This window comes from Donghicola eburneus, assembly GCF_900115865.1.
GTDB lineage: Bacteria > Pseudomonadota > Alphaproteobacteria > Rhodobacterales > Rhodobacteraceae > Donghicola > Donghicola eburneus.
Genome location: NZ_FOXY01000002.1, coordinates 530,599 through 549,690 on the forward strand (window position 1 = coordinate 530,599; position 19,092 = coordinate 549,690).

The 19,092-nt window shown below is 57.8% G+C and carries 14 protein-coding genes, 1 tRNA gene and 3 pseudogenes; 11 read left to right on the forward strand and 7 right to left on the reverse strand.

All coding sequences use genetic code 11. From position 1 onward, the window contains the following. Positions 1 to 5: 5 nt before the first annotated feature. The 3 genes from BM225_RS05205 to BM225_RS05215 all read right to left on the reverse strand — a co-directional run bounded on the left by BM225_RS05205 (position 6) and on the right by BM225_RS05215 (position 4,195). Positions 6 to 1,043: a transketolase family protein gene (locus BM225_RS05205; RefSeq protein ID WP_092463920.1), complete on the reverse strand. Its 1,038-nt coding sequence runs from the start codon at positions 1,041 to 1,043 to the stop codon at positions 6 to 8. Then, positions 1,040 to 1,894 carry a transketolase gene (locus tag BM225_RS05210; RefSeq protein WP_072707497.1) on the reverse strand — a complete coding sequence of 285 codons (855 nt, stop codon included), beginning with the start codon at positions 1,892 to 1,894 and terminating at the stop codon, positions 1,040 to 1,042. The genes BM225_RS05205 and BM225_RS05210 overlap by 4 nt, the downstream gene beginning before the upstream one ends. 225 nt (positions 1,895 to 2,119) lie before the next feature. Continuing rightward, on the reverse strand, positions 2,120 to 4,195 hold the full coding sequence (locus tag BM225_RS05215) for a sensor histidine kinase (RefSeq protein WP_072707499.1): 2,076 nt from the start codon (positions 4,193 to 4,195) through the stop codon (positions 2,120 to 2,122). A gap of 501 nt (positions 4,196 to 4,696) precedes the next feature. Between BM225_RS05215 and BM225_RS05220 the strand changes: the two genes are divergently transcribed. Together BM225_RS05220 and BM225_RS05225 are read left to right on the forward strand one after the other, a co-directional pair. Then, complete coding sequence (locus BM225_RS05220; protein WP_072707501.1) at positions 4,697 to 5,902, forward strand: MFS transporter; 1,206 nt, start codon at positions 4,697 to 4,699, stop codon at positions 5,900 to 5,902. 153 nt (positions 5,903 to 6,055) lie between these two features. Further along, complete coding sequence (locus BM225_RS05225; protein WP_072707503.1) at positions 6,056 to 6,721, forward strand: L,D-transpeptidase; 666 nt, start codon at positions 6,056 to 6,058, stop codon at positions 6,719 to 6,721. Positions 6,722 to 6,760: 39 nt separating this feature from the next. On the opposite strand, the gene BM225_RS05230 is transcribed toward BM225_RS05225, so the two are convergent. After that, a complete protein-coding gene (locus tag BM225_RS05230; RefSeq protein ID WP_072707505.1) occupies positions 6,761 to 7,069 on the reverse strand; it encodes a hypothetical protein in 309 nt (102 codons plus the stop codon). A 324-nt stretch (positions 7,070 to 7,393) separates the two neighbouring features. Here BM225_RS05230 and BM225_RS05235 point away from each other — a divergent pair, with 324 nt between their 5' ends. The 3 genes from BM225_RS05235 (at position 7,394) to BM225_RS05245 (ending at position 13,415) form a co-directional block, all read left to right on the forward strand. Then, positions 7,394 to 7,600 carry a cold-shock protein gene (locus tag BM225_RS05235; RefSeq protein ID WP_072707507.1) on the forward strand — a complete coding sequence of 69 codons (207 nt, stop codon included), beginning with the start codon at positions 7,394 to 7,396 and terminating at the stop codon, positions 7,598 to 7,600. A gap of 340 nt (positions 7,601 to 7,940) precedes the next feature. Then, positions 7,941 to 9,203, forward strand: coding sequence for a DEAD/DEAH box helicase (locus BM225_RS05240; RefSeq protein WP_072707532.1), 1,263 nt, complete (start codon positions 7,941 to 7,943; stop codon positions 9,201 to 9,203). A 468-nt stretch (positions 9,204 to 9,671) separates the two neighbouring features. Continuing rightward, positions 9,672 to 13,415: an OmpA family protein gene (locus tag BM225_RS05245; protein ID WP_177218571.1), complete on the forward strand. Its 3,744-nt coding sequence runs from the start codon at positions 9,672 to 9,674 to the stop codon at positions 13,413 to 13,415. 223 nt (positions 13,416 to 13,638) lie between these two features. Here BM225_RS05245 and BM225_RS22390 read toward each other — a convergent pair whose 3' ends face one another. Further along, the gene (locus BM225_RS22390; protein WP_218157046.1) at positions 13,639 to 13,779 is read right to left on the reverse strand and encodes an integrase core domain-containing protein; all 141 of its coding nucleotides are present in this window, start codon (positions 13,777 to 13,779) and stop codon (positions 13,639 to 13,641) included. Positions 13,780 to 14,128: 349 nt separating this feature from the next. Here BM225_RS22390 and BM225_RS05260 point away from each other — a divergent pair, with 349 nt between their 5' ends. The 5 genes and pseudogenes from BM225_RS05260 to istB all read left to right on the forward strand — a co-directional run bounded on the left by BM225_RS05260 (position 14,129) and on the right by istB (position 17,781). Beyond that, the gene (locus BM225_RS05260; protein ID WP_245780424.1) at positions 14,129 to 14,377 is read left to right on the forward strand and encodes an IS66 family insertion sequence element accessory protein TnpB; all 249 of its coding nucleotides are present in this window, start codon (positions 14,129 to 14,131) and stop codon (positions 14,375 to 14,377) included. Positions 14,378 to 14,495: 118 nt separating this feature from the next. Then, a pseudogene (tnpC, locus tag BM225_RS05265) lies at positions 14,496 to 15,228 on the forward strand (IS66 family transposase); the annotation flags it as partial. Continuing rightward, positions 15,225 to 15,404, forward strand: a complete 180-nt coding sequence (locus BM225_RS05270) for a hypothetical protein (protein WP_083595726.1) — start codon at positions 15,225 to 15,227, stop codon at positions 15,402 to 15,404. The pseudogene tnpC and the gene BM225_RS05270, both read left to right, overlap by 4 nt. 303 nt (positions 15,405 to 15,707) lie before the next feature. Then, positions 15,708 to 16,942 (forward strand): annotated as a pseudogene (istA, locus tag BM225_RS05275) (IS21 family transposase). Next, on the forward strand, positions 16,939 to 17,781 hold the full coding sequence (istB, locus tag BM225_RS05280) for an IS21-like element helper ATPase IstB (protein WP_072707539.1): 843 nt from the start codon (positions 16,939 to 16,941) through the stop codon (positions 17,779 to 17,781). Before istA ends, istB begins: the two are co-directional and overlap by 4 nt. Before the next feature lie 105 nt (positions 17,782 to 17,886). Here istB and BM225_RS05285 read toward each other — a convergent pair. After that, positions 17,887 to 18,048, reverse strand: a pseudogene (locus tag BM225_RS05285) (transposase); the annotation flags it as partial. Between the two features lie 304 nt (positions 18,049 to 18,352). Here BM225_RS05285 and BM225_RS22395 point away from each other — a divergent pair. Then, positions 18,353 to 19,042, forward strand: coding sequence for a hypothetical protein (locus tag BM225_RS22395; RefSeq protein WP_420809847.1), 690 nt, complete (start codon positions 18,353 to 18,355; stop codon positions 19,040 to 19,042). Here BM225_RS22395 and BM225_RS05295 read toward each other — a convergent pair. Continuing rightward, a tRNA-Met gene (locus tag BM225_RS05295) sits at positions 18,999 to 19,075 on the reverse strand. The two genes, BM225_RS22395 and BM225_RS05295, sit on opposite strands and share 44 nt — an antisense overlap. Positions 19,076 to 19,092 lie beyond the last annotated feature (17 nt).

Below are 19,092 nucleotides of genomic sequence, written 5' to 3' on the forward strand. Positions count from 1 at the left end.
GGGCCTTAGAGCCACCCCTTGATCTGTTCTGCGACCTTCGAAACCGAAAGGCCGTACATGTCGTGTAGGGTGGGCAGCGCGCCCGCCTCGAGGAATTCGTCAGGCAAGCCGATCATGCGGAATTTGGGGGCAACACCGTTGGTCAGCAGGGCACCGGCAACCGCCTCTCCCAGACCGCCGACCTTGGTGTGGTTCTCGGCGGTGATGACCAGACGGCCCCCTTTTGACGCCTCGGCGACGATGGCCTCGACGTCCAGCGGCTTGATGGTCGGGCAGTGCAGGACGGCCACATCGACGTTATCCTTGGCCAACTGCTCGGCCGCATCCAGCGCGCGCATGGTCATGAAACCGGTCGAGATTACCAACGCGTCCTTGCCCTCGCGGATCATCTGCGCCTTGCCCAGTTCGAACTTGTAGTCCGGCTTGTGGCGGGTCAGCACCGACGGCACCTTGCCACGTAGCAGGCGCGAATAGACGGGGCCGTTGTGTTCGATCATCGCAGGAACCATGCCCATGATGTCGTCAGCACAGCAGGGGTCGATAATGGTCATGTTCGGCAACCCGCGGAAGATCGCCAGATCCTCGGTCGCTTGGTGGCTTGGGCCATAGCCGGTGGTCAGACCGGGCAGCGCACAGCAGATTTTCACTGGCAGGTTCTCTTCGGCGATCGCCATGGCGATAAAGTCATAGGCGCGGCGCGAGGCGAACACAGCATAGGTGGTAGCAAAAGGAATGAACCCTTCGCGCGCCATACCAGCGGCAGCAGACATCAGGATCTGCTCGGCCATCCCCATCTGGTAGAACCGGTCGGGCATTTCGTTGCCCAAGATGTGCAGGTCAGTGTATTTACCAAGGTCCGCCGTGAGGCCGACGATACGGTCGTCCGCTTTCGCAGCCTCGACCAGCGCTTGACCAAAGGGGGCCGCAACGGTGTCGTACCCTTCGGCGGCCAGCGAGGCGATCATCGCGCTTGTGGCCTGACGTTCCTCTTTCGGGGTGACTTTGCGCGGCTCGTACTTGCGCGCCATCGATGCCATGGTCATGCGGGCTTTCCTTCTTCAAGAACGTCCAGAGCCTTGCCCCATTCATCTGCATCCACGCGGACAAAGTGGGTGATCTCGCGCTGCTCAAGGAACGGCACGCCCTTGCACATCGTGGTGTCGAAAATGATCACGCGGGGACCGCTGTGGTCGCTGTTTCGAGCCGCATCCATGGCCGCAACCACGGCGTCCAGATCGTTGCCATTCACCCGCTGGGTAAACCAGCCGAAGGCTTCCCACTTGTCGCCCAAGGGCTCCGAGCACAGCATTTCGGTCGATTTCCCGTCGGCCTGCTGGTCGTTGAAGTCCACGAGGCAGATCAGGTTGTCCAGTTTGTGGTGGGCGCCGGACATGGCGGCCTCCCACGTGGAGCCTTCGCCAAGTTCGCCGTCCGACATCAGGTTATAGATGAACGCGGGGTTCTTCTTGCGCTTGAGACCCATCGCCATCCCAACTGCGATACCCAAACCATGACCCAGCGAACCGCCGGTGATTTCCATGCCCGGAGTGTAGGACGCCATGCCCGACATAGGCATCCGGCTATCATCCATTCCGTAGGTTTCGAGCTCTTCTTCTGGCAGGATACCGGCTTCCATCAGCACGGCGTAAAGAGCGATGGCATAGTGGCCAATCGAAAGCAGGAAACGGTCGCGGCCTTCCCATTCGGGCTCGTCTGCACGGTAGTCCATTGCGTGAAAGTAAGAGGCTGCCAAGACATCGGCGATTCCCAACGCCTGTCCGATGTAGCCTTGGCCTTGCACTTCACCCATTTGCAGGGCTTTGCGCCGGATGTTCCAAGCCCGTCGCGCCAACGAAACGTTGGAACGCGCAGGTGCGCGGTCATCTACTGTCATGCTGTCCTCCCACAACGCTTTGCAGCTTGTCGCGGGGGTGTAGCAGGGCTGCGAGTGGACGTATTTTAAGAATAATTCACAACATGTGTAGCTGAAATTAAGTTAGCGCCACCATCCAGTGTTTTATGGGATAAATTCGACTGAAATGCACAGGTAAAAGGGTCGTGAACAGAAAAGCCCGCTCGGATCAACCGAACGGGCCTGCATTGTCCCACAAATGCCCGGTTAAGGTCTGGGTAGGCGAACAGAGAACGTGGAGCCCTCGCCTACTGTACTCTTCAGGCTAAGATCGCCGCCGATTACCTCGACCAAACGCCGCGTCAGAGACAACCCGACACCCACTCCGGAAATGTCGCTATTTTCGCGCCCCAAACGCTCGAACGGGGTAAAGATGTCTTTCTGTCGATCCTCCGCGATACCAGCACCTGTGTCTTCCACATCAATGCGCAAAGTATCCCCGTCGCCGTCGCGCAAGCGCACGGTCACTTTGCCCCCAGCCTTGTTATATTTGATCGCGTTCGAGATCAGCTGAGACAGAATACGCGACAGCGCGCCGCTGTCAGTCATGGCCGTGGTGTCCATGTCAGCCTGTGCGTCGATGTCAAAGGTCACGCCCTTTTCCAGCGCCATAGACCGCAATCCGTTATACGCCTGACGAACCAAGGGCACGGTGTCCACGGCCTCGAAACTGGTCGAAAGGTCACCCTGCTCGATCCGGCTCAGGTCCATGACGCCTTCAACCATGGTGAGCAACTCCGTCGAAGAGCGCGCAATCTGATCCAGGTCGGCCATTTTGCTGGCGTCGATCTTTTGCCCTTCGGCCATCTGCAAGATTTGCGTATAGCCGAGAATCGCGTTGAGCGGCGTGCGCAGCTCGTGGGACATCGCCGACAGGAAGGCTGATTTGGCACGGCTGGCCGCAGCGAGTTTCCCGCTCATCGAGACCAGGTGTTTGTTCACATTCTGCAGTTCAGCCACGGAGTGCACCCGTTGCTGCGACAGTCTGCCCCCTTGGGAAATGTCTGCCATATCAGATTCCAGCTCAGCCAAGGGCTGCGCCACTGACGCACTCATCTTGGACGCACGCTTCCAGAGTACGGCGAAATAGACCGAGTAGAACAGGATCAGCGCCACCAGCATGATCCCACTGACGAGGCCGAGCGCCTCTCTTAGCTTGTTCGAAGGCGTCAGAAGCACGTCCGAGTTCGCGATTGCGATCAGCTTCCAGCCTGGCCCTTCAACGGTCGACCATGACGCCATGACGGGGTGATCGAATTCCAAATCCACGATCCCGCTATCGGCGTCCTGCATCGCGAGCGCCAGTTCCGCCAAATCCGTGCGGCGGAAAATATTGAATTCGGATGGCTTGAAGGTGTCGTCGAGAATGGCCTGATCATAGCTGTGGTCCAGCAACTCCTCGATGCCGAGGTCCCTCTCACCTTGGGGAGGAAGAGCCAGAATGGTGCCGTCACGGCCCACCAGCATCGCATAGCCTTCGCCCGCCAAAGAGATGTCGAGCACCTGATCGACGATTGTCTTGATGGTGATGTCGATGCCGACCACGGCCTCCAGTTTTTCTGGACCCATCACCGGCGCAATCGACGATACCATCCACCCTGCCCCAGCGGGATCGATGTATGCATCGGTCCAGACCACCTCGCCCTTGGGGTTATGAACCTCGTCTGCTTCGTAATAGAAATTGTAGCTGGGGATATCCATCTTTGGCGGGAAGATATCGAGCACGTCGAAATAGGGATAAATCCGGTTCAGACTGTCGTGTGTGTTCAGGTAAGCCTGCGCAATTAACGGGTCTGCACCGACAATCGACTTCATCAAAGGGTCGAGCCGGACAGTGCGCCAAACCTTGTCCTGCTCGGCTTCTTCGATGGGAACGATCCCACTATAAAAGACGGCAGCGCCGCCATTGTCCCGTATCGTGTAAAAGACACCGTCAGGGCTGTAGGCGTGGCGATCCATTTCTGCTTGCGTAATATCAGCGGGCTGCTGCAGGGCATCGCCGGTTGCGTCAGCATAAACCTTGGTCAGCGCCTCGACAGTAGCCAGACGACGGGAAATCGTCTGCGCTTCGCGGGTGGCGGCGTCCGACAGCGCGGCTTGGGACAGTTCTGTTACAGCCTCGGCCCCACGTTTGTAGACGAATTCGCCGGTACCCCAGTAGATGCCGAGGAAGGTCAGCTCGATGAGCAAGAGCGGGATAAGCGCCGCGCTAATGTATGAGTTCCAGAGCCATTTCTTCAGAGGGATTGCCCGATGCGTGCTCGCCAGTTCAGTTTGTGCCACGGCCCTACTACCTTACAAAGTATGGTATAGACCTACCAAAACCCGCATAGAGCGATATCCATCCTTTTCTATATATACTTTTGATCGCAACGGCATCTGACGTACATTCTTTAATTTTTTCATAGCGTTATGATTTGGATGCGCGGTTACAGGTGCGACAATCGTGTAGGGGTCGATTGGCGAGTTCCTGCTACCTGCAATCAATCTGCCGGAAATTCAGAAACTGTTAGCGCCCAAACTTGCACGCAACCCTTAGAAGAACGGCCTGAGGATGGATCAGTTCACTGAAAGTAAGAAGCCGAAGAACCCGCGCGGCCATCGCGTAAAACTTGAATGCTTTGCAAATTCCGGTCGCTCAGCGCACACAATCTATCCGCTAGCGGATAACCTCACTGTTAATTGACTCGGTGAATACAGCCTTTTCTGGTCAGCTAGGTTGACCGCGCCGGATCAGTGGCCACAACGCTGCCCCGAACCGCCTGTAATTTTGTGAAAGCCACAATGACCCAGAATTTCAACCAGACGCGCTTGGCTCGGGCCTGCTGCGCTTTGGCTATCTTTGCTGCGCTTCTGGGAAGTACAGCCCCCAGCCCGCTTTATCCCTATTATCTGGTGACCTTGGATCTAGATAAAGTGGTGGGTACCGCAATTTTCTCGATTTACGCTGCGGGTGCCCTGCTCGCGCTGTTCGTGTCAGGCAAGATCGGCGGGCAACTAGAGGACCTGCGCAAAGTGATCATTCCCGGGCTCGCCTTGACCGCACTGGGGGCTGCGCTCTTTGCGATGGCGGACAGCCTATCCTTGTTGCTGATTGGACGGTTTCTGAACGGCTTTGGCACGGGGGCGATCACAGGCATGGCCTCTGCCGCTCTGTTTTCCATATATCCTGCAGAGCAGAGGCGCACGGCAGCCGTCCTCGCGACGCTTTCGTTTACTGGGGGCGCTGCGGGCGGGCCGATCCTAAGCTCGATCGCATTATCGTTGCACTTCGCGCCAACGGTGTCGCCTTTTATCGTGATCGTATTGCTTTCCGCACTCGCTGCGACAGGTCTGACGGTCAGCCATTGGCCGCGCAAGACTCCGAAGCCCGCCCCCACAATCACAGCCAATGAGCCCGAGACAGGCGTTCATCTGCCGATGTTCATTCTGGCCTGCCTTGTGATCTGTGTTGCGTGGATGCTTGGCTCTATTTTGATGGCGTTAGGAACCGATTTGGGAATCAGCGTCTATGGCTTGCCCTCTGTCGCGCTGGCTGGGCTGGTGCCTGCGATCTTTCAGCTCTTTGCGGGATTGGGGCAATTCGTTTGGGGACGTTTTCCGGTAGAAAAGGCGGTCTTCGTCGGACTTCTCGGGATGATCCTTGCGCAGATTGCCTTGATTTTGGCCGAACCCGGCGGTCTTGGCTACGTGATGCTGGCTCTTATGCCGATCTGCGGCTTTTGCTATGGGGCAGCTTTCGTCGGATCCTTGGGTTTGGCCAACAAATCCGCGACGCCGGACACCCGAGAAAAGTACATCGCGCGCTTTTACGTTGCAGGATATCTGTCGAACTCGATTCCCACAGTGATGGTCGGGTATGTCAGCGATCTGTGGGGACTGAAAATGGCGTTCTTTTTCTTTTCCCTAGTGCTGATTGCGATCGCCTTGGTGGGCCTTGGCTTGCTGCGGAAATATCGGAGTGATCCCGTGATTGCTGTTCAGGTTTGAGCCGTAAATTGATGCCAAAGATCAACATCGCGCGGCGCAATCGCCAACACACGGCAATTTTATTGCATCTTTCTGGCGTGTTCAGCGTTCCATTGGTTGACACTGCCCCATCCACAAGGGCGTTAGTGAAAGCGAATTAAGGAGAGCTGCCACATGTTGACCAGACGCCATTTCATTCAGACTGCAGCCGCGCTCTTTTCCGCGCCGATCGCAAGCCCTGCCTTTGCGGCCTATATCAGCGACCAGAGCCGCTGGGACGAGTGGGATGCCCTCGTGACCCCGCCCAATTATGATCCTGCAACCTCGAACCCTTGGGGCCTTCAGCCACGTTTCCTGCCTGTGCGGGTCGAAGCCAAGGCTGGCCTAACTCCCGGTGACATCCACGTGGATGCTGTAGCCCGCTACCTGTACCACGTACGCGATGACGGCACAGCGATGCGCTACGGCGTGGCGATCGCCAGAGGCAACCTGTACGAGGCAGGCACCTATACGATCCGTCGCAAGACCAAGTGGCCGGGCTGGACACCGACGCCCGCGATGATCGAACGTGATCCAGAGATTTATAAACAGCACGAAGACGGGATGCCCGGCGGCCCCAACAACCCACTGGGATCCCGTGCGCTTTACCTGTTCGAAGGTAACCGTGACACCTACCTGCGAATCCACGGCACGCCGCATCCGTCGTCGGTTGGTGGTCGCGCCAGCTCTGGCTGCGTCCGGATGATCATGGCCCACATCATCGACCTGTATGAACATGTCGAGACAGGATCTACTGCGTATCTCTACGAAGCCGAAGACCGCGTCACGGCCACGAGCTAAAGAAAAAAGGCGTCAGGATCATCCTGACGCCTTTTACATTTACTGGGTTTCGCCCGTATTTGCCGCTGCGATCTCTGCCTCTGTGGCGAGGCGCGTGCAGATCGGGTTCCCTCCCGCAGTTCGTAGCGGCAGGAACGTGTCCTCGACCGGATTGCGATGTAGATACCAGTAGCATCCATCCGCCGGATCCAAACGCACAGCGTTCAGGTTCTGGTAGGGCGCCGCCAGCGCCACCACCTCTTCGGGCAATTCGGTGATGTAGCCCTCTTCGGTCGTTTTCGGGGCAGTCGCACAGGCGCCAAGCGCTACGAATAGGAGCGGCGCGAAACGCCAAGTCTTGAGGACCATATATCTCACCTTATGTCACAAAAACCTGTGGGGATCGCGGTCGGGCCCCACGGCCTAATTTCTGAAGTTCAAACTACCGCCTTAAACTCTGGAAACAAGCACGAGCACAAGACTGTGATGCAAACGCCCCATGCCCTGAGGTATTTGCTGCTATGCAGTGCACCTGCAGGATGGTCACTTGAATTTTGCAGTGATCCCGAGTATGTCACTCGCGCTAAGCATCTTCTACGACCTTCTGTTTCCTATCGGCCTCAGTAGTTCCTACGACGACTCTGAGCCAAGCTATCGCGTTGTGCGGATGGCAGAAAAACAGGAGAACTCACGATGACCAAAGGTACCGTGAAGTGGTTCAACCAGACCAAAGGCTACGGCTTCATCGCACCCGAAGATGGCGGCCGTGACATTTTCGTTCACATTTCGGCAGTCGAGCGCGCGGGTATCACCCAGCTGAACGACGGTCAGGCTGTTTCCTTCGAGATCGAAGCAGGCCGCGACGGTCGCCAGTCGGCGACCAACCTCGAACTGGCCTAATTGTCGGTTTCGGCGCAGAGCGGTTGCGACTGTTCTGCGCCTCTGGGCCTCTTGGCCCTCTTTCGGGCGTCTACCTCGCCCTTGACGTAGAGCGGGTTTCAACCCATCTACCCCGTACGCTGCGCTGCCGCGTGAGCAAGCCGCGACCTGACCAAGGACGCATCAGCGTACACACTTTCTAAGTTCCCCATCACGCAGGGTTCCTGATGCACCGGCCGGACAAGCAGGACTCGCCTGCCCATCCAGAGGCCGACCAGACCCTCGCAGGCTCGCAAAAGGCGGGCCCTGCCCTGATATGCCGGCCCTCGTCATGAACGCGACCGGCTGCAAAGGACGTCTTTTGACCGATTTTACCGCGCTTGGCCTGTCGACCAAGCTCCTTGATGCGCTTGCAGGCGCTAACTTCACCACCCCCACCCCGATTCAAGAGAAAGCGATCCCGCTTGCTCTCGAAGGCCACGATATCATGGGCCTGGCGCAAACCGGAACGGGCAAAACCATGGCCTTTGGCCTGCCCTTGATTGACACGCTGCTGTCACAGCCCGGCAAACCCCTGCCCAAAACCTCCAAGGCGCTGATCCTTGCGCCCACGCGCGAACTGGTAAACCAGATCGCCGATAACCTGCGCGTTCTGACCGACGGCAGCCGTATCCGCGTTGTGACTGTTGTGGGTGGTCAGTCGATCAACCGTCAGATCAACGCGCTGTCTCGTGGCACCGACATTCTGGTCGCCACTCCCGGCCGCCTGATCGACCTGATGGATCGCGGAGCGATTGATCTGGGCACTGTGCGCCATCTGGTGTTGGACGAAGCGGACCAGATGCTGGACCTTGGCTTTATCCACGCACTGCGCAAGATCGCGCCTGCCCTTGGCACCCCGCGCCAGACGATGCTGTTTTCGGCCACCATGCCCAAGCAGATCGAAGAATTGTCCGACGCCTATCTGACCAACCCACAAAAGGTTCAGGTCGCGCGCCCTGGCAAGGCGGCAGACAAGATCACGCAGTCAATCCACTTCTTGAGCAAGCCTGAAAAGCCGAAGATGCTGCGCGAGATCCTGTCAAAGGATCTGGACGCTCTGACACTCGTCTTCTCACGCACCAAGCATGGCGCCGAGAAATTGATGAAGGGACTTGTGGCTGACGGCTACAATGCGGCCTCTATCCACGGCAACAAGAGCCAAGGCCAGCGCGACCGCGCGATCAAAGCCTTCCGCGAAGGCGAAATCACCATTCTGGTCGCAACCGACGTCGCCGCGCGTGGCATCGACATTCCAGGCGTGGCGTATGTGATTAACTTCGACCTCCCCGAGGTGCCTGACAACTACGTCCACCGGATCGGTCGGACCGCCCGCGCAGGCCGCGACGGCGAAGCGATCGCCTTTTGCTCGCCCGAGGAAACCGATCTGCTCCGTCAGATCGAGAAGCTAATGAAGATCGAACTACCCGTCGCCAGCGGCACGCGCCCTAGCCGCGATGCAAAACCGGCAGGCAAACCCGGCGGTGGTCGCAATCGCGGGCGATCCAACAGTCAGAAGCCCAAAAGCTCCGAAGGTGCCCCCGCAAAGAAGCGTCGCCGCCCTCGGAACCGCAAAGCGGCGTAAAAAAATTAATCATGAATTGGGCGTCCCACTGGGGCGCCCTTTTTCATTTCTACATCGATTAGATGCTGCAAAACGACCATTAGCAGGTCCGGAAGAAAACACTCTATGCGTGTATATCTACCAATTCGATATTTCTAAACTTCAGCCAAACTTGCCGTCAATCGGCAACTGTGACTGCAACACTTACAAGTCACGCAAGATACTCGTCTCATACCGATACACTTTGCATTCACTATGATAATCAGGATCATACAGGAATGCAGGGTTTCCCCTGCAAAACCTCAACGGCATAATCTCGGCAATGCAATCAACAAGGTATGAGTATTGTTACTAGCATCTAGTACGTTTTTATATACAACTCATGGATGAGTCATCAATTCTTAGTGACACAGTCCGGGTGCGCTTATGTTTCGTTTTATTTTTTCATTTTTCATTAGTCTTCAGATTTTGCTTTTTGCAGCCACATCGGTGCTCGCTCAGCGGGCCCTCGAGAATGGCAGCTTCGAAGAGAACGCACCCGCTTTGGACGGGTCGAACTTATATCCAGTCAGTTGTACCGCCTCACCTCGGGTGGTCACATCAGGCACATGGGGCGCATACGTTGCCGCTGGCGACATTCCCGGCTGGGAGACAGAGGCCAGCTTCAACGCCACAGGCTGCGGCTACTCTGGTGAAGTGATCGAATTTTCCCGCAAGAACGGCCGAGATGCCCAAGATGGCAGCCACTATATCGAACTGAATTCTTCTGAACCTGCGGGCGTTACGCAACCCATCTGCATTCAGACCGGCGAAACAGTCGGCTATAGCTTCTGGCACAAATCCTCAGCAACGGCCGGAGGGCTGCCCGAGACAGTGGAGATGTTGGTCGGCGGCATGGTCATTGACAGCAACACAGCCACCAACGGATGGGTCGAGGTATCTGGGACCACCACCTACACTGGCCCGTCAGGTATCGTCGATTTTAAATTCCGCAGCACGTCCCCTGCAGTCGGAAGCGGTTTCTCTCTGGAGGGGAACCTGCTGGACAACGTTTCGCTGACATTCATACCATACGTACAATACAACACCGGAACCTGGAGCGCGTCTGAGACCACGGCGTCTCCGAGCGGCCCGTCCATCTTGGTCACGGGCGAGGTCCCGAGCGGGGGCCTGACGGTTCCGATTACCATTGTTGGCGGCACCGCGACCGAAGGTGACGACTTCACCTACACCAACAGCATTTCTGTCCCAGCGGGCACCTACTCCGACACGCCCTTCGCCATCGATTTCACACTTTTGACCGATGCAATGAGCGAAAGCGATGAGACAATCATTTTTGGCATCGGAAATTTGGGGACCGCAGCTCTGGTCGCGGACGCAAGCTGCATCGGGACGCCAGTTGCGACGGCTACCTTCACGATTCAGGATATTCCGCCGGTGGTCGACGCCATGGACGACACCCCCGCCGCCTTGAATGGCGCGCTGGGCGCCACCATCCCCAATGTGGTAGCCAATGACACCCTTGGCGGCGTGGCCGATCCCGCGATTGGCACTGACGTCACCCTCGCTGTCACCGGCACCGCGCAGGATGGCACCACGGCGCTTGGCCTCGACGTGACCCCCGCAGCGGGCAGCATCTCCCTTGATCCCGCCACCGGCGAGATCACCGTCGCCCCCGGCACCACCGCGGGCACGTACCTCTATACCTACGAGATCTGCGAGGTCCTCAACCCCGCCAACTGTGACACCGCCGTGGTCACTATTGTGACCGATCCGCAGGCCACCGTGGCCATGGACGACACCCCCGCCGCGGTGAATGGCGCGCTCGGAGCAACCATCCCCAACGTGGTGGCCAATGACACCCTTGGCGGCGTGGCCGATCCCGCGATTGGCACCGACGTTACTCTCGCTGTCACCGGCACCGCGCAGGATGGCACCACGGCTCTTGGCCTCGATGCGACCCCCGCAGCGGGCAGCATCTCCCTTGATCCCGCCACCGGCGAGATCACCGTCGCCCCCGGCACAACCGCGGGCACGTACCTCTATACCTACGAGATCTGCGAGGTCCTCAACCCCGCCAACTGTGACACCGCCGTGGTCACAGTGACTGTAGATGCCGCAACCATCGACGCCGTTGACGACGCGCCTGCTGCCATCAGCGGATCCGACGGCGCGACGATCCCTTATGTGCTGTCTAACGATATCCTCGACGGCACGGCAGGGCCCGCGATCGCAACCGATGTGACCGTGTTCAACAGCGGATCCTCTCAAGACGGCACCACCCCAATCGGGTTGGATACGGTCCCAGCGCAGGGCAGCATCACCTTTGATGCAGCAAGCGGGGACGTCATTGTTGCGCCCGGCACTTCTGCCGGGACATACACATACACCTATGAAATCTGCGAGGTTCTTAACCCGACCAATTGTGACAATGCTCAGGTCACGATCCGCATCAATCCGGCCGTGATCGACGCTGTGGACGATGACTTCACAGGCTCTGCTGGGTCTAGTGTCGTGGCGGGGTCCGCCGGCCCTGTCCTGACGAACGACACAATCGACGGAAACGTCGTTCCAGCCGACGGCTCTCTTACCACGATCGCACTGACCGACGACGGCGGCATGACGGGCGCTACGCTGGCGACGGATGGCGCTCTGACGATCCCAGCAGGTATCGCGGCAGGCACTTATGCCCTGACCTACGAGATTTGCGAGATCCTGAACCCGACCAACTGCGACAGCGCAACCGCGCAGGTCCGCATCACAGATCCCGACCTCTTGGCCCTGATCAAAGAAGATCTGACCAAGGTTCTGAACGAGGACCGCGCTGCAGCGATCACGCAGCAAGCGGCCCGCATGCAAGGATACGCGTCGGACGGATTGCAGCGTCTGAAGGCACGCACGGCGACGGCCTGCCAAGAGGCTGTAAACCTAGAGGCCGAAAAAATCTTGTTCGACACTGACCGCGCCATCATCAAGCCGGAAAGCAGTCAAACACTAGATGAGATCGCCTCAATCCTTGGAACCTGCAAAGGCGTTGCCTTTGAAATTGCGGGGCACACGGACAGCGATGCGTCGATGGCCTATAACGTCGGACTGAGCCAACGTCGCGTCAATGCTGTCTTGGGCGCCTTGACCGATCGCGGTGTCGACACCGAAGATTTCGTCGCGCGCGCCTATGGAGAAACCAGCCCTGCGACATCGAATGCGACGGACGCGGGTAAGGCCCAAAACCGCCGCGTGGAGTTCCGCTTGATTGACCAAGCGCCACTGGTCAGCACCTGCCACAATGGCGGCACCCTTCAGCGCCGCATTGATGGGGATGCGAACGACACTGAGGCGCAGCTGGATGGCGGTCTCTATCGTGAAACCTATGACTGTGTGCGCGACGAGTGGACCATCGTAGAAAGCGCCCTGAGCTTTCATGAAAGTGACGACGGTCAATCGCAACGCCAGCTCAACCTGTCCTTCCGCCGCGAACGCTTCCGCGACGAAACCAGCTTGCGCGGATGGTTCTTTGGCCTTTATGGCAGCCAAAACGACATCAGCAGCCTTGCCGACGGCGAGATTGCGGGCATTGGGCTGAACGGTGGCATTTATGGCGCGGACCAACTGCAAAACGGCCTGTATCTGGATTACTATCTGGGTGCAGCTGCCGGACGTCACGAGTTCGATCTGGCCTTTGACCGCTCAATCGGGACAATTGATGCAGACGGACACTACACCTACTTCGCCGGCTTTGCAGGGATCGCCTTGTCCGGTGATCTGGACCTTGGAGAAGTTACTGTCACCCCACGTGGGGGGCTTGAGTTCGCCTATTCGCCAGAGGCAGAGGTCGAGGTCAAAACCAGCTTGGGCAACCTCACGCAGTATGGTGACTTTAGCCTGAGCGAGATTTCCGGCGGCCGTGCTTTTATCGAAATCCGTCATGAATGGAGCGTCTGGGAAGACTTGGGCAAGTTCGCCATAGCCCCACGGGTAGCTTGCTACGAACCGCTTGTGGGCGAGGCATTGGGCTGCACGTATGGCGGATACATTGAGATTGAGCAATCGGACGACGACAGCCCCCTCGCCTATCATGCTCGCCTTGATCTGGAGCAAGGCGAAACCTTCCGCACGGGCTCGTTCACAGCCGGCATTACCCGCAGGCTGCGCCGCACCATCCTACGCGCAGATGCTACAGTTGACGGAGATGGGCGCGCAAAAGTAGGCAGTAGCGTAGAGGTCAATTTCTAGACACTTGCTGACTGATCAAGAACAAAGAGAAAGGCCCTTTTCCAATTTCGGAACTGGGCCTTTTATTTATGGCTTGGACCGTAAGGTTATCCCTATCGGCTTCAAAGGCACCATAAATGCCCTCTTTCTCACAGACCTGGCGATCAAAACCCATCGCGACCTCGAAGGCCGCGCAAAGGCCGGCAAATGCGTCGGTGTAATGAGCCAGCATTTTCTGCTCAGTTTAAGCCGTTAATCTGAATGCCTCGGCAGGCGTGCGCATGGCAAGGGCCTGATGACGGCGGCTGTTATTATATAAGCTGATCCAGTCGCCGATGACGCGCGTGGCGTGCTGGATGCTCTCGAAGCGATGACGGTTGTACATCGTTCTTTGAGGGTGCGGATGACCCTTTCGACCATGCCATTCTGCTGCGAGCAGTGTGGGGTAATGAACCCCTGATGCAGACCATAGCGTAAGCGCCGCGCCATCGCTCTCGTAGGTGTTATTTTCTGTTTCTTTTAGAAGGAGCCGTCCAGATATGGAGGGTTCTTATGGATGATACGGTACAAAATTACGTAACTTGCCACAGTGCCGAAGAAGGATATGGCGGGCGTATTGATGTTGTGATGGGTCCAACGGGCCGGCGCCGGTGGCCGGAACATGTGAAGGCGGAGCTGGTGCTGGAGAGTTACCGTGATGGGTTTCGGTCGCGGACGTTGCTCGCAAGCACGGTATCTCCGCGCCGCAGCTTCATTCCTGGCGTCGTGCTGCCCGTGAAGGGGTTCTTGCAATGCCCGATGACGACATCCCTGGGTTGGTGCCTGTGGTCGTTGAAGGGCATGACGGCGACGCCCGTGTTGCCCGTCGGAACGAATGCGATGGAATTGTGCTGGAAATCGAAGGCGTTCGGGTCTTAGTGCCGGCAAGATTTGCCCCCGACCATCTTGGCCATATTTTGTCTGCCATTCGGGCTTCCACATGATCTTGCCTGGAGGGGCGTACCACGTCTATCTGGCAACGCGGCCGGTCGACGTCCGAAAGCGGCATGCGGATTTGGCGTTGGTGGTCCAAACAGTGCTGGGACGTGATCCGTACAGTGGGGCGATCCGCAAATTGTGGTGTTCCAGCATTCCAGAAGCCGGAGCGCCAAAACCGCTCAAGAGATCTTCCGTGACTTCCAGGGGCGCCAGCTGACCGTTGATGGCTACGCCGGATACGATGCATTAGGTGATCCGAAGAAAACCAATGCCCCTTGGACGATGGCCTATTGCTGGACGCATTGGCGACGCCGGTTCGTCGATTATAGCCGCACGACACAATCCCCGATTTGTCTGGAAATGACCAATCGCGTCGCGCAGCTTTATCGGATCGAGGCTGACATCCGGGGCAAAGCGCCGGACGTTCGGCGCGCCGTCAGGAAACAGCTTTCCAAGCCCATCGTGGCTGCACTGCGTCTTTGGCTGGAAGGGCAACGCGACCTGCTCTCTTCAAGCTCGGATCTGGCCCGCCATATCAGGTATGGCCTCAAACGATGGGTGGGCCTGACGCGGTTCCTTGACGATGGCTGCATCGAGATGGATACGAATGCAGTAGAGAACGCAATTCGCCCGATTCCTCTTACAAGAAAGAATGCACTCTTTGCGGGAAACGACGAAGGGGGCGGTCACATGGGCACGCATGGCATCGCTGATCGGTACCTGCAAACTGAACGGCATCAACCCGCAGGCCTACCTGGAACACGTGCTGGACAAGATATTGAACGGACATATGCAGGACGACATCAAAAGCCTGCTGCCGTGGAACTTCAAGCCGAACGGGCCAAAGTACTCATGAGCAAGATGAAAGATCTCAAGCGCAGCATCGAGGTGATCGCAGGGCAAGTCACGGCTCAGCAGATGATCATAGAGGGCGTCATCGTCGAAGCCCTCCGCAAGAATGCCATCGACGAAGCGCAAATCATGGCGCTGCTGACCCAAGGCATGGATATTTTGAGAACAACAAAAGCATGACCAAGAGCGAGTCCTTCGGTGCTATCGGCACCCTGACAAGCGTTGCTGACACGATCAAACGAATGAACGACGCGAAGCTTATCGGCTGAGCGCTTGCCACCAACCCAAGTGTCGTCAAGCCGAAACTCAGTGGGTGATCAGGCGGCGCTTGTAAGTGGCAGGCTTATTCTCCCCAAAACGGGCAAGTGAATTTTCCCCAGTTGAGGCACTGAGTGGCCAATTCTGAGGGGGCATGCCCCCTCAGAATTGGCTTTCGCCAAAATCTACCCCGCAATGCTCTCTATTGGATGGGAGGATTGCCGGGTGATCCAACTGAGAAACCTTGTGTTGATACATGATTTGAAGCGTCAGGGGCTGAGCGTAAGTGCAATTGCCCGACAGATGGGCTGCGATCGCAAGACCGTCCGCAAATACCTTGATCTTGGACTTGAGCCGCCGATTTATGGGCCGCGCCCCCTTCGTGGGAGCAAACTGGATGGATACCAGCACTATTTGCAAGAGCGCGTGACCCAGTTTCCGGGGCTGTCCGGGCGACGCCTTTTCCGTGAGATCAAGGAGCTTGGGTATGAAGGCAGCTATTCCACCGTGAAGGGATTTTTGCGAGAGATCCGGCCACCTGCCCAAACGCCTTTCGAACGCCGGTTCGAGACCCCGCCAGGTCAACAGGCGCAGGTCGACTTCGCCGAGTTTCCGGTTTGCTTTACCGACGAGCCAGATACAGTGCGCAAAGTCTGGCTCTTCAGTCTGGTCCTTGGGCATAGCCGCTGGATGTGGGGCAGGTTCGCCGACAGTCAGAACCTGCAGACAGTCCTCCGATGTCACATCGCCACCTTCGAGGCCCTAGGAGGGACGCCAGAAGAAATCCTGTATGACCGGATGAAGACGGGGTCATCGGCGAAGACGCAGCAGGTGTGGTGACGTACAACAGGTCACTCGTGGCCTTGCTGACGCACTACGGCGCTGCCCCTAAGGCTTGTAAACCCTATCGTGCAAAGACGAAGGGAAAAGTTGAGCGGCCTTTCCGGTACATCCGCCAAGACTTCTTCCTGGCACGCAACTTCCGCAATTTACAGGATTTGAATGGGCAGTTCTCCGCATGGCGGGCAACCGTTGCCAACCCGCGTGTTCATGCGACCACGGGCCGTGTCGTTGATGACGCCTTTGCCCTGGAGCAACCAGCGCTGATCGCCTTACCGGCCCTGCCGTATGATGCTGTGCTCAGTGTGGAGCGCCGGGTCAGCAAGGACGGCATGATCTCGGTCGATGGCAACCTTTACAGCGTACCGGATACGGCACGCAGGCGCACGCTGGAAGTCCAGAACCATACGCGGGATATCCGCATCTTTGAGGATGGGGTGGAAATTGCCCGACATCCTGTGCTCGAGGGCAAAAACCAACGGCGTGTTGATCCGAGCCATCGCAAAGCCCCTCCGAAGCGGCAGGTCGTGCGCTCGGAGCGGCCATCAGGCCTTCACCGATCCCTCGACTTTTACGATGCGGTTGGGCGTCGGCTATCAACTGGACAGGTGTCGCGATGAGCGGGCTTCTGGACCGCGTCCGCGGCGCACTGGTGGGGTTGAAGATGCCTCGAGCTCTGGAGGCGCTTGATCATACCCTGCATCGCCTCGAGCAAGGGGAAATCACGGCCTTGGAAGCCATCGACACGCTCTTGAGCGAGGAATATTCCACGCGTGAGACGCGCTGGATTGATGTCGCACTCAAGACAGCACGCCTTGTTCCGATCAAGACGCTGGAGGGCTTTGACTTTGCCTTCCAGCCGTCGATCGACAGAGAGCGGGTGGCCGCCCTGGCGCAGCTGGACTTCATTCGCAGAGCTGAGGTGGTTCACTTTCTGGGGCCGCCGGGCACAGGGAAATCCCACTTGGCCACAGCGCTTGGGGTCGCAGCCGTCAAAGCGGGGCGCAGTGTGTATCGCGCCACCCTGGCTGAATTGGTCGAAGCCCTGTCGAAAGCCGAACGAGAGGGTCGGCTGATCGAGAAGATCCGCTTCTACACACGCGCTTCACTGCTGATTGTCGATGAGATCGGATACCTCCCAATCACACAGGGTGGTGCCAATCTGTTCTTCCAGCTCGTTAACGCGCGCTATGAAAAAGGCGCGATGATCCTGACCTCCAACCGTGGCTTCGCGGAGTGGGGTGAAGTCTTTGGAGATCCAGTCGTGGCGACCGCTTTGCTGGATCGTCTCCTCCATCACGCTGTCGTCATGCACATCGAAGGAGCAAGCTACCGCCTGCGTGGTCATGCCGATCTCATTCCAGAGCATGTGCGTGCAAATGCGCCCATTGCGCCGCCCCCACCTCCAAAGCGCAGAGGGCGCCCACCCAAAATCAAAAATGGAGCTGCCAGTCTATAATCCCGCAGACAACCGAGACACCAAACTGGGGAATCTTAACTTGCCCGTTCTGGGGATTTTTGACCTGCCATTGACAGCGCTTACCCTTCAGCAGGTCATTCTGCATGCTGACATGCGCTTCAGGTGCCGGTTCTCCTCAGCCATGGACTTCATCTCGCTGATGAGGCTGGCCTCCATGCCGCCGTAATTCGCACGCCATTTGTACAGTGTCGCACTGCTCATCCCGTGATCGCGGCACAGCTCGGCGGCGGGCACTCCGCCAACCATCTAGCGCAGCACTGCCATGATCTGCGCTTCGGTAAATCGTGTCATCTTCGTCAGAATCTCCTCGTTCATCCTGCCCTGAAAATTCTACTTCCGCATCCCCTTAAGATCTGGGTGGATTACCCCGGACCTGCGCATAATCGACGATGCGCTCTGGGATAAGGTCAAACTGCGCCAGTCCAAACTCCGCGAAGAGGTCTTTAAGACGCGTAACGCCGGACATACCCCCGGCACCGAGACGGCGCGACGGCCCTCATATCTCTTGTCAGGCCTTCTGGAATGTGCGGACTGCGGCTCCGGCTACAGCATGATCAATCAAGAGCGCATGGGCTGCTCAGCCGCGCGGAACAAAGGCACCTGCCCCAACCGCCGCAGCATCAAACGCACGGACATTGAAGACCGCGTTCTTTCGGGCCTGAAGTCCCGCCTCATGGCCCCGGATCTCGTCCACGCATTTGCACAGGCCTATACAGAAGAACTGAACAAAGCCCGCAAGTCCGCCGCCGCCCACCGCGCACAGATGGAAAGCGACCTGGCCAAAACAGAACGCCAGATCGCGAACCTCGTCGAGGCCATCACCGAGGGGATGTTTCACGCGAGTATGAAGGAGAAGATGAGCTCCCTGGAGGCGCACAAGGCCGATCTGGAAGCACAACTCTCGGGCACGCCCGATCCTGACCCGATCTTGTTGCACCCGCGCTTGGCCGACGTTTATGCCCGGAAGATCACCAACCTGATCGACACCCTCAACGACCCTTTTCTTCGCTCTGAAGCGACAGAGATCCTCCGGAGCCTTATCGACAAAGTCGTTCTTCATGCTGACGCGGACGAGCCCAACAACCACGCCATTGAGCTTCATGGGGCGCTAGCAGGGATTTTATCACTGTGTTCTGGTGATTTAGATGCTCCGACCCGTGAGCGGCGCATTGCTGTATCACCTCAGTCGAAAGCGTTGGTTGCGGGAGTAGGATTTGAACCTACGACCTTCAGGTTATGAGCCTGACGAGCTACCGGGCTGCTCCATCCCGCGACGCTTATTGGCCTATT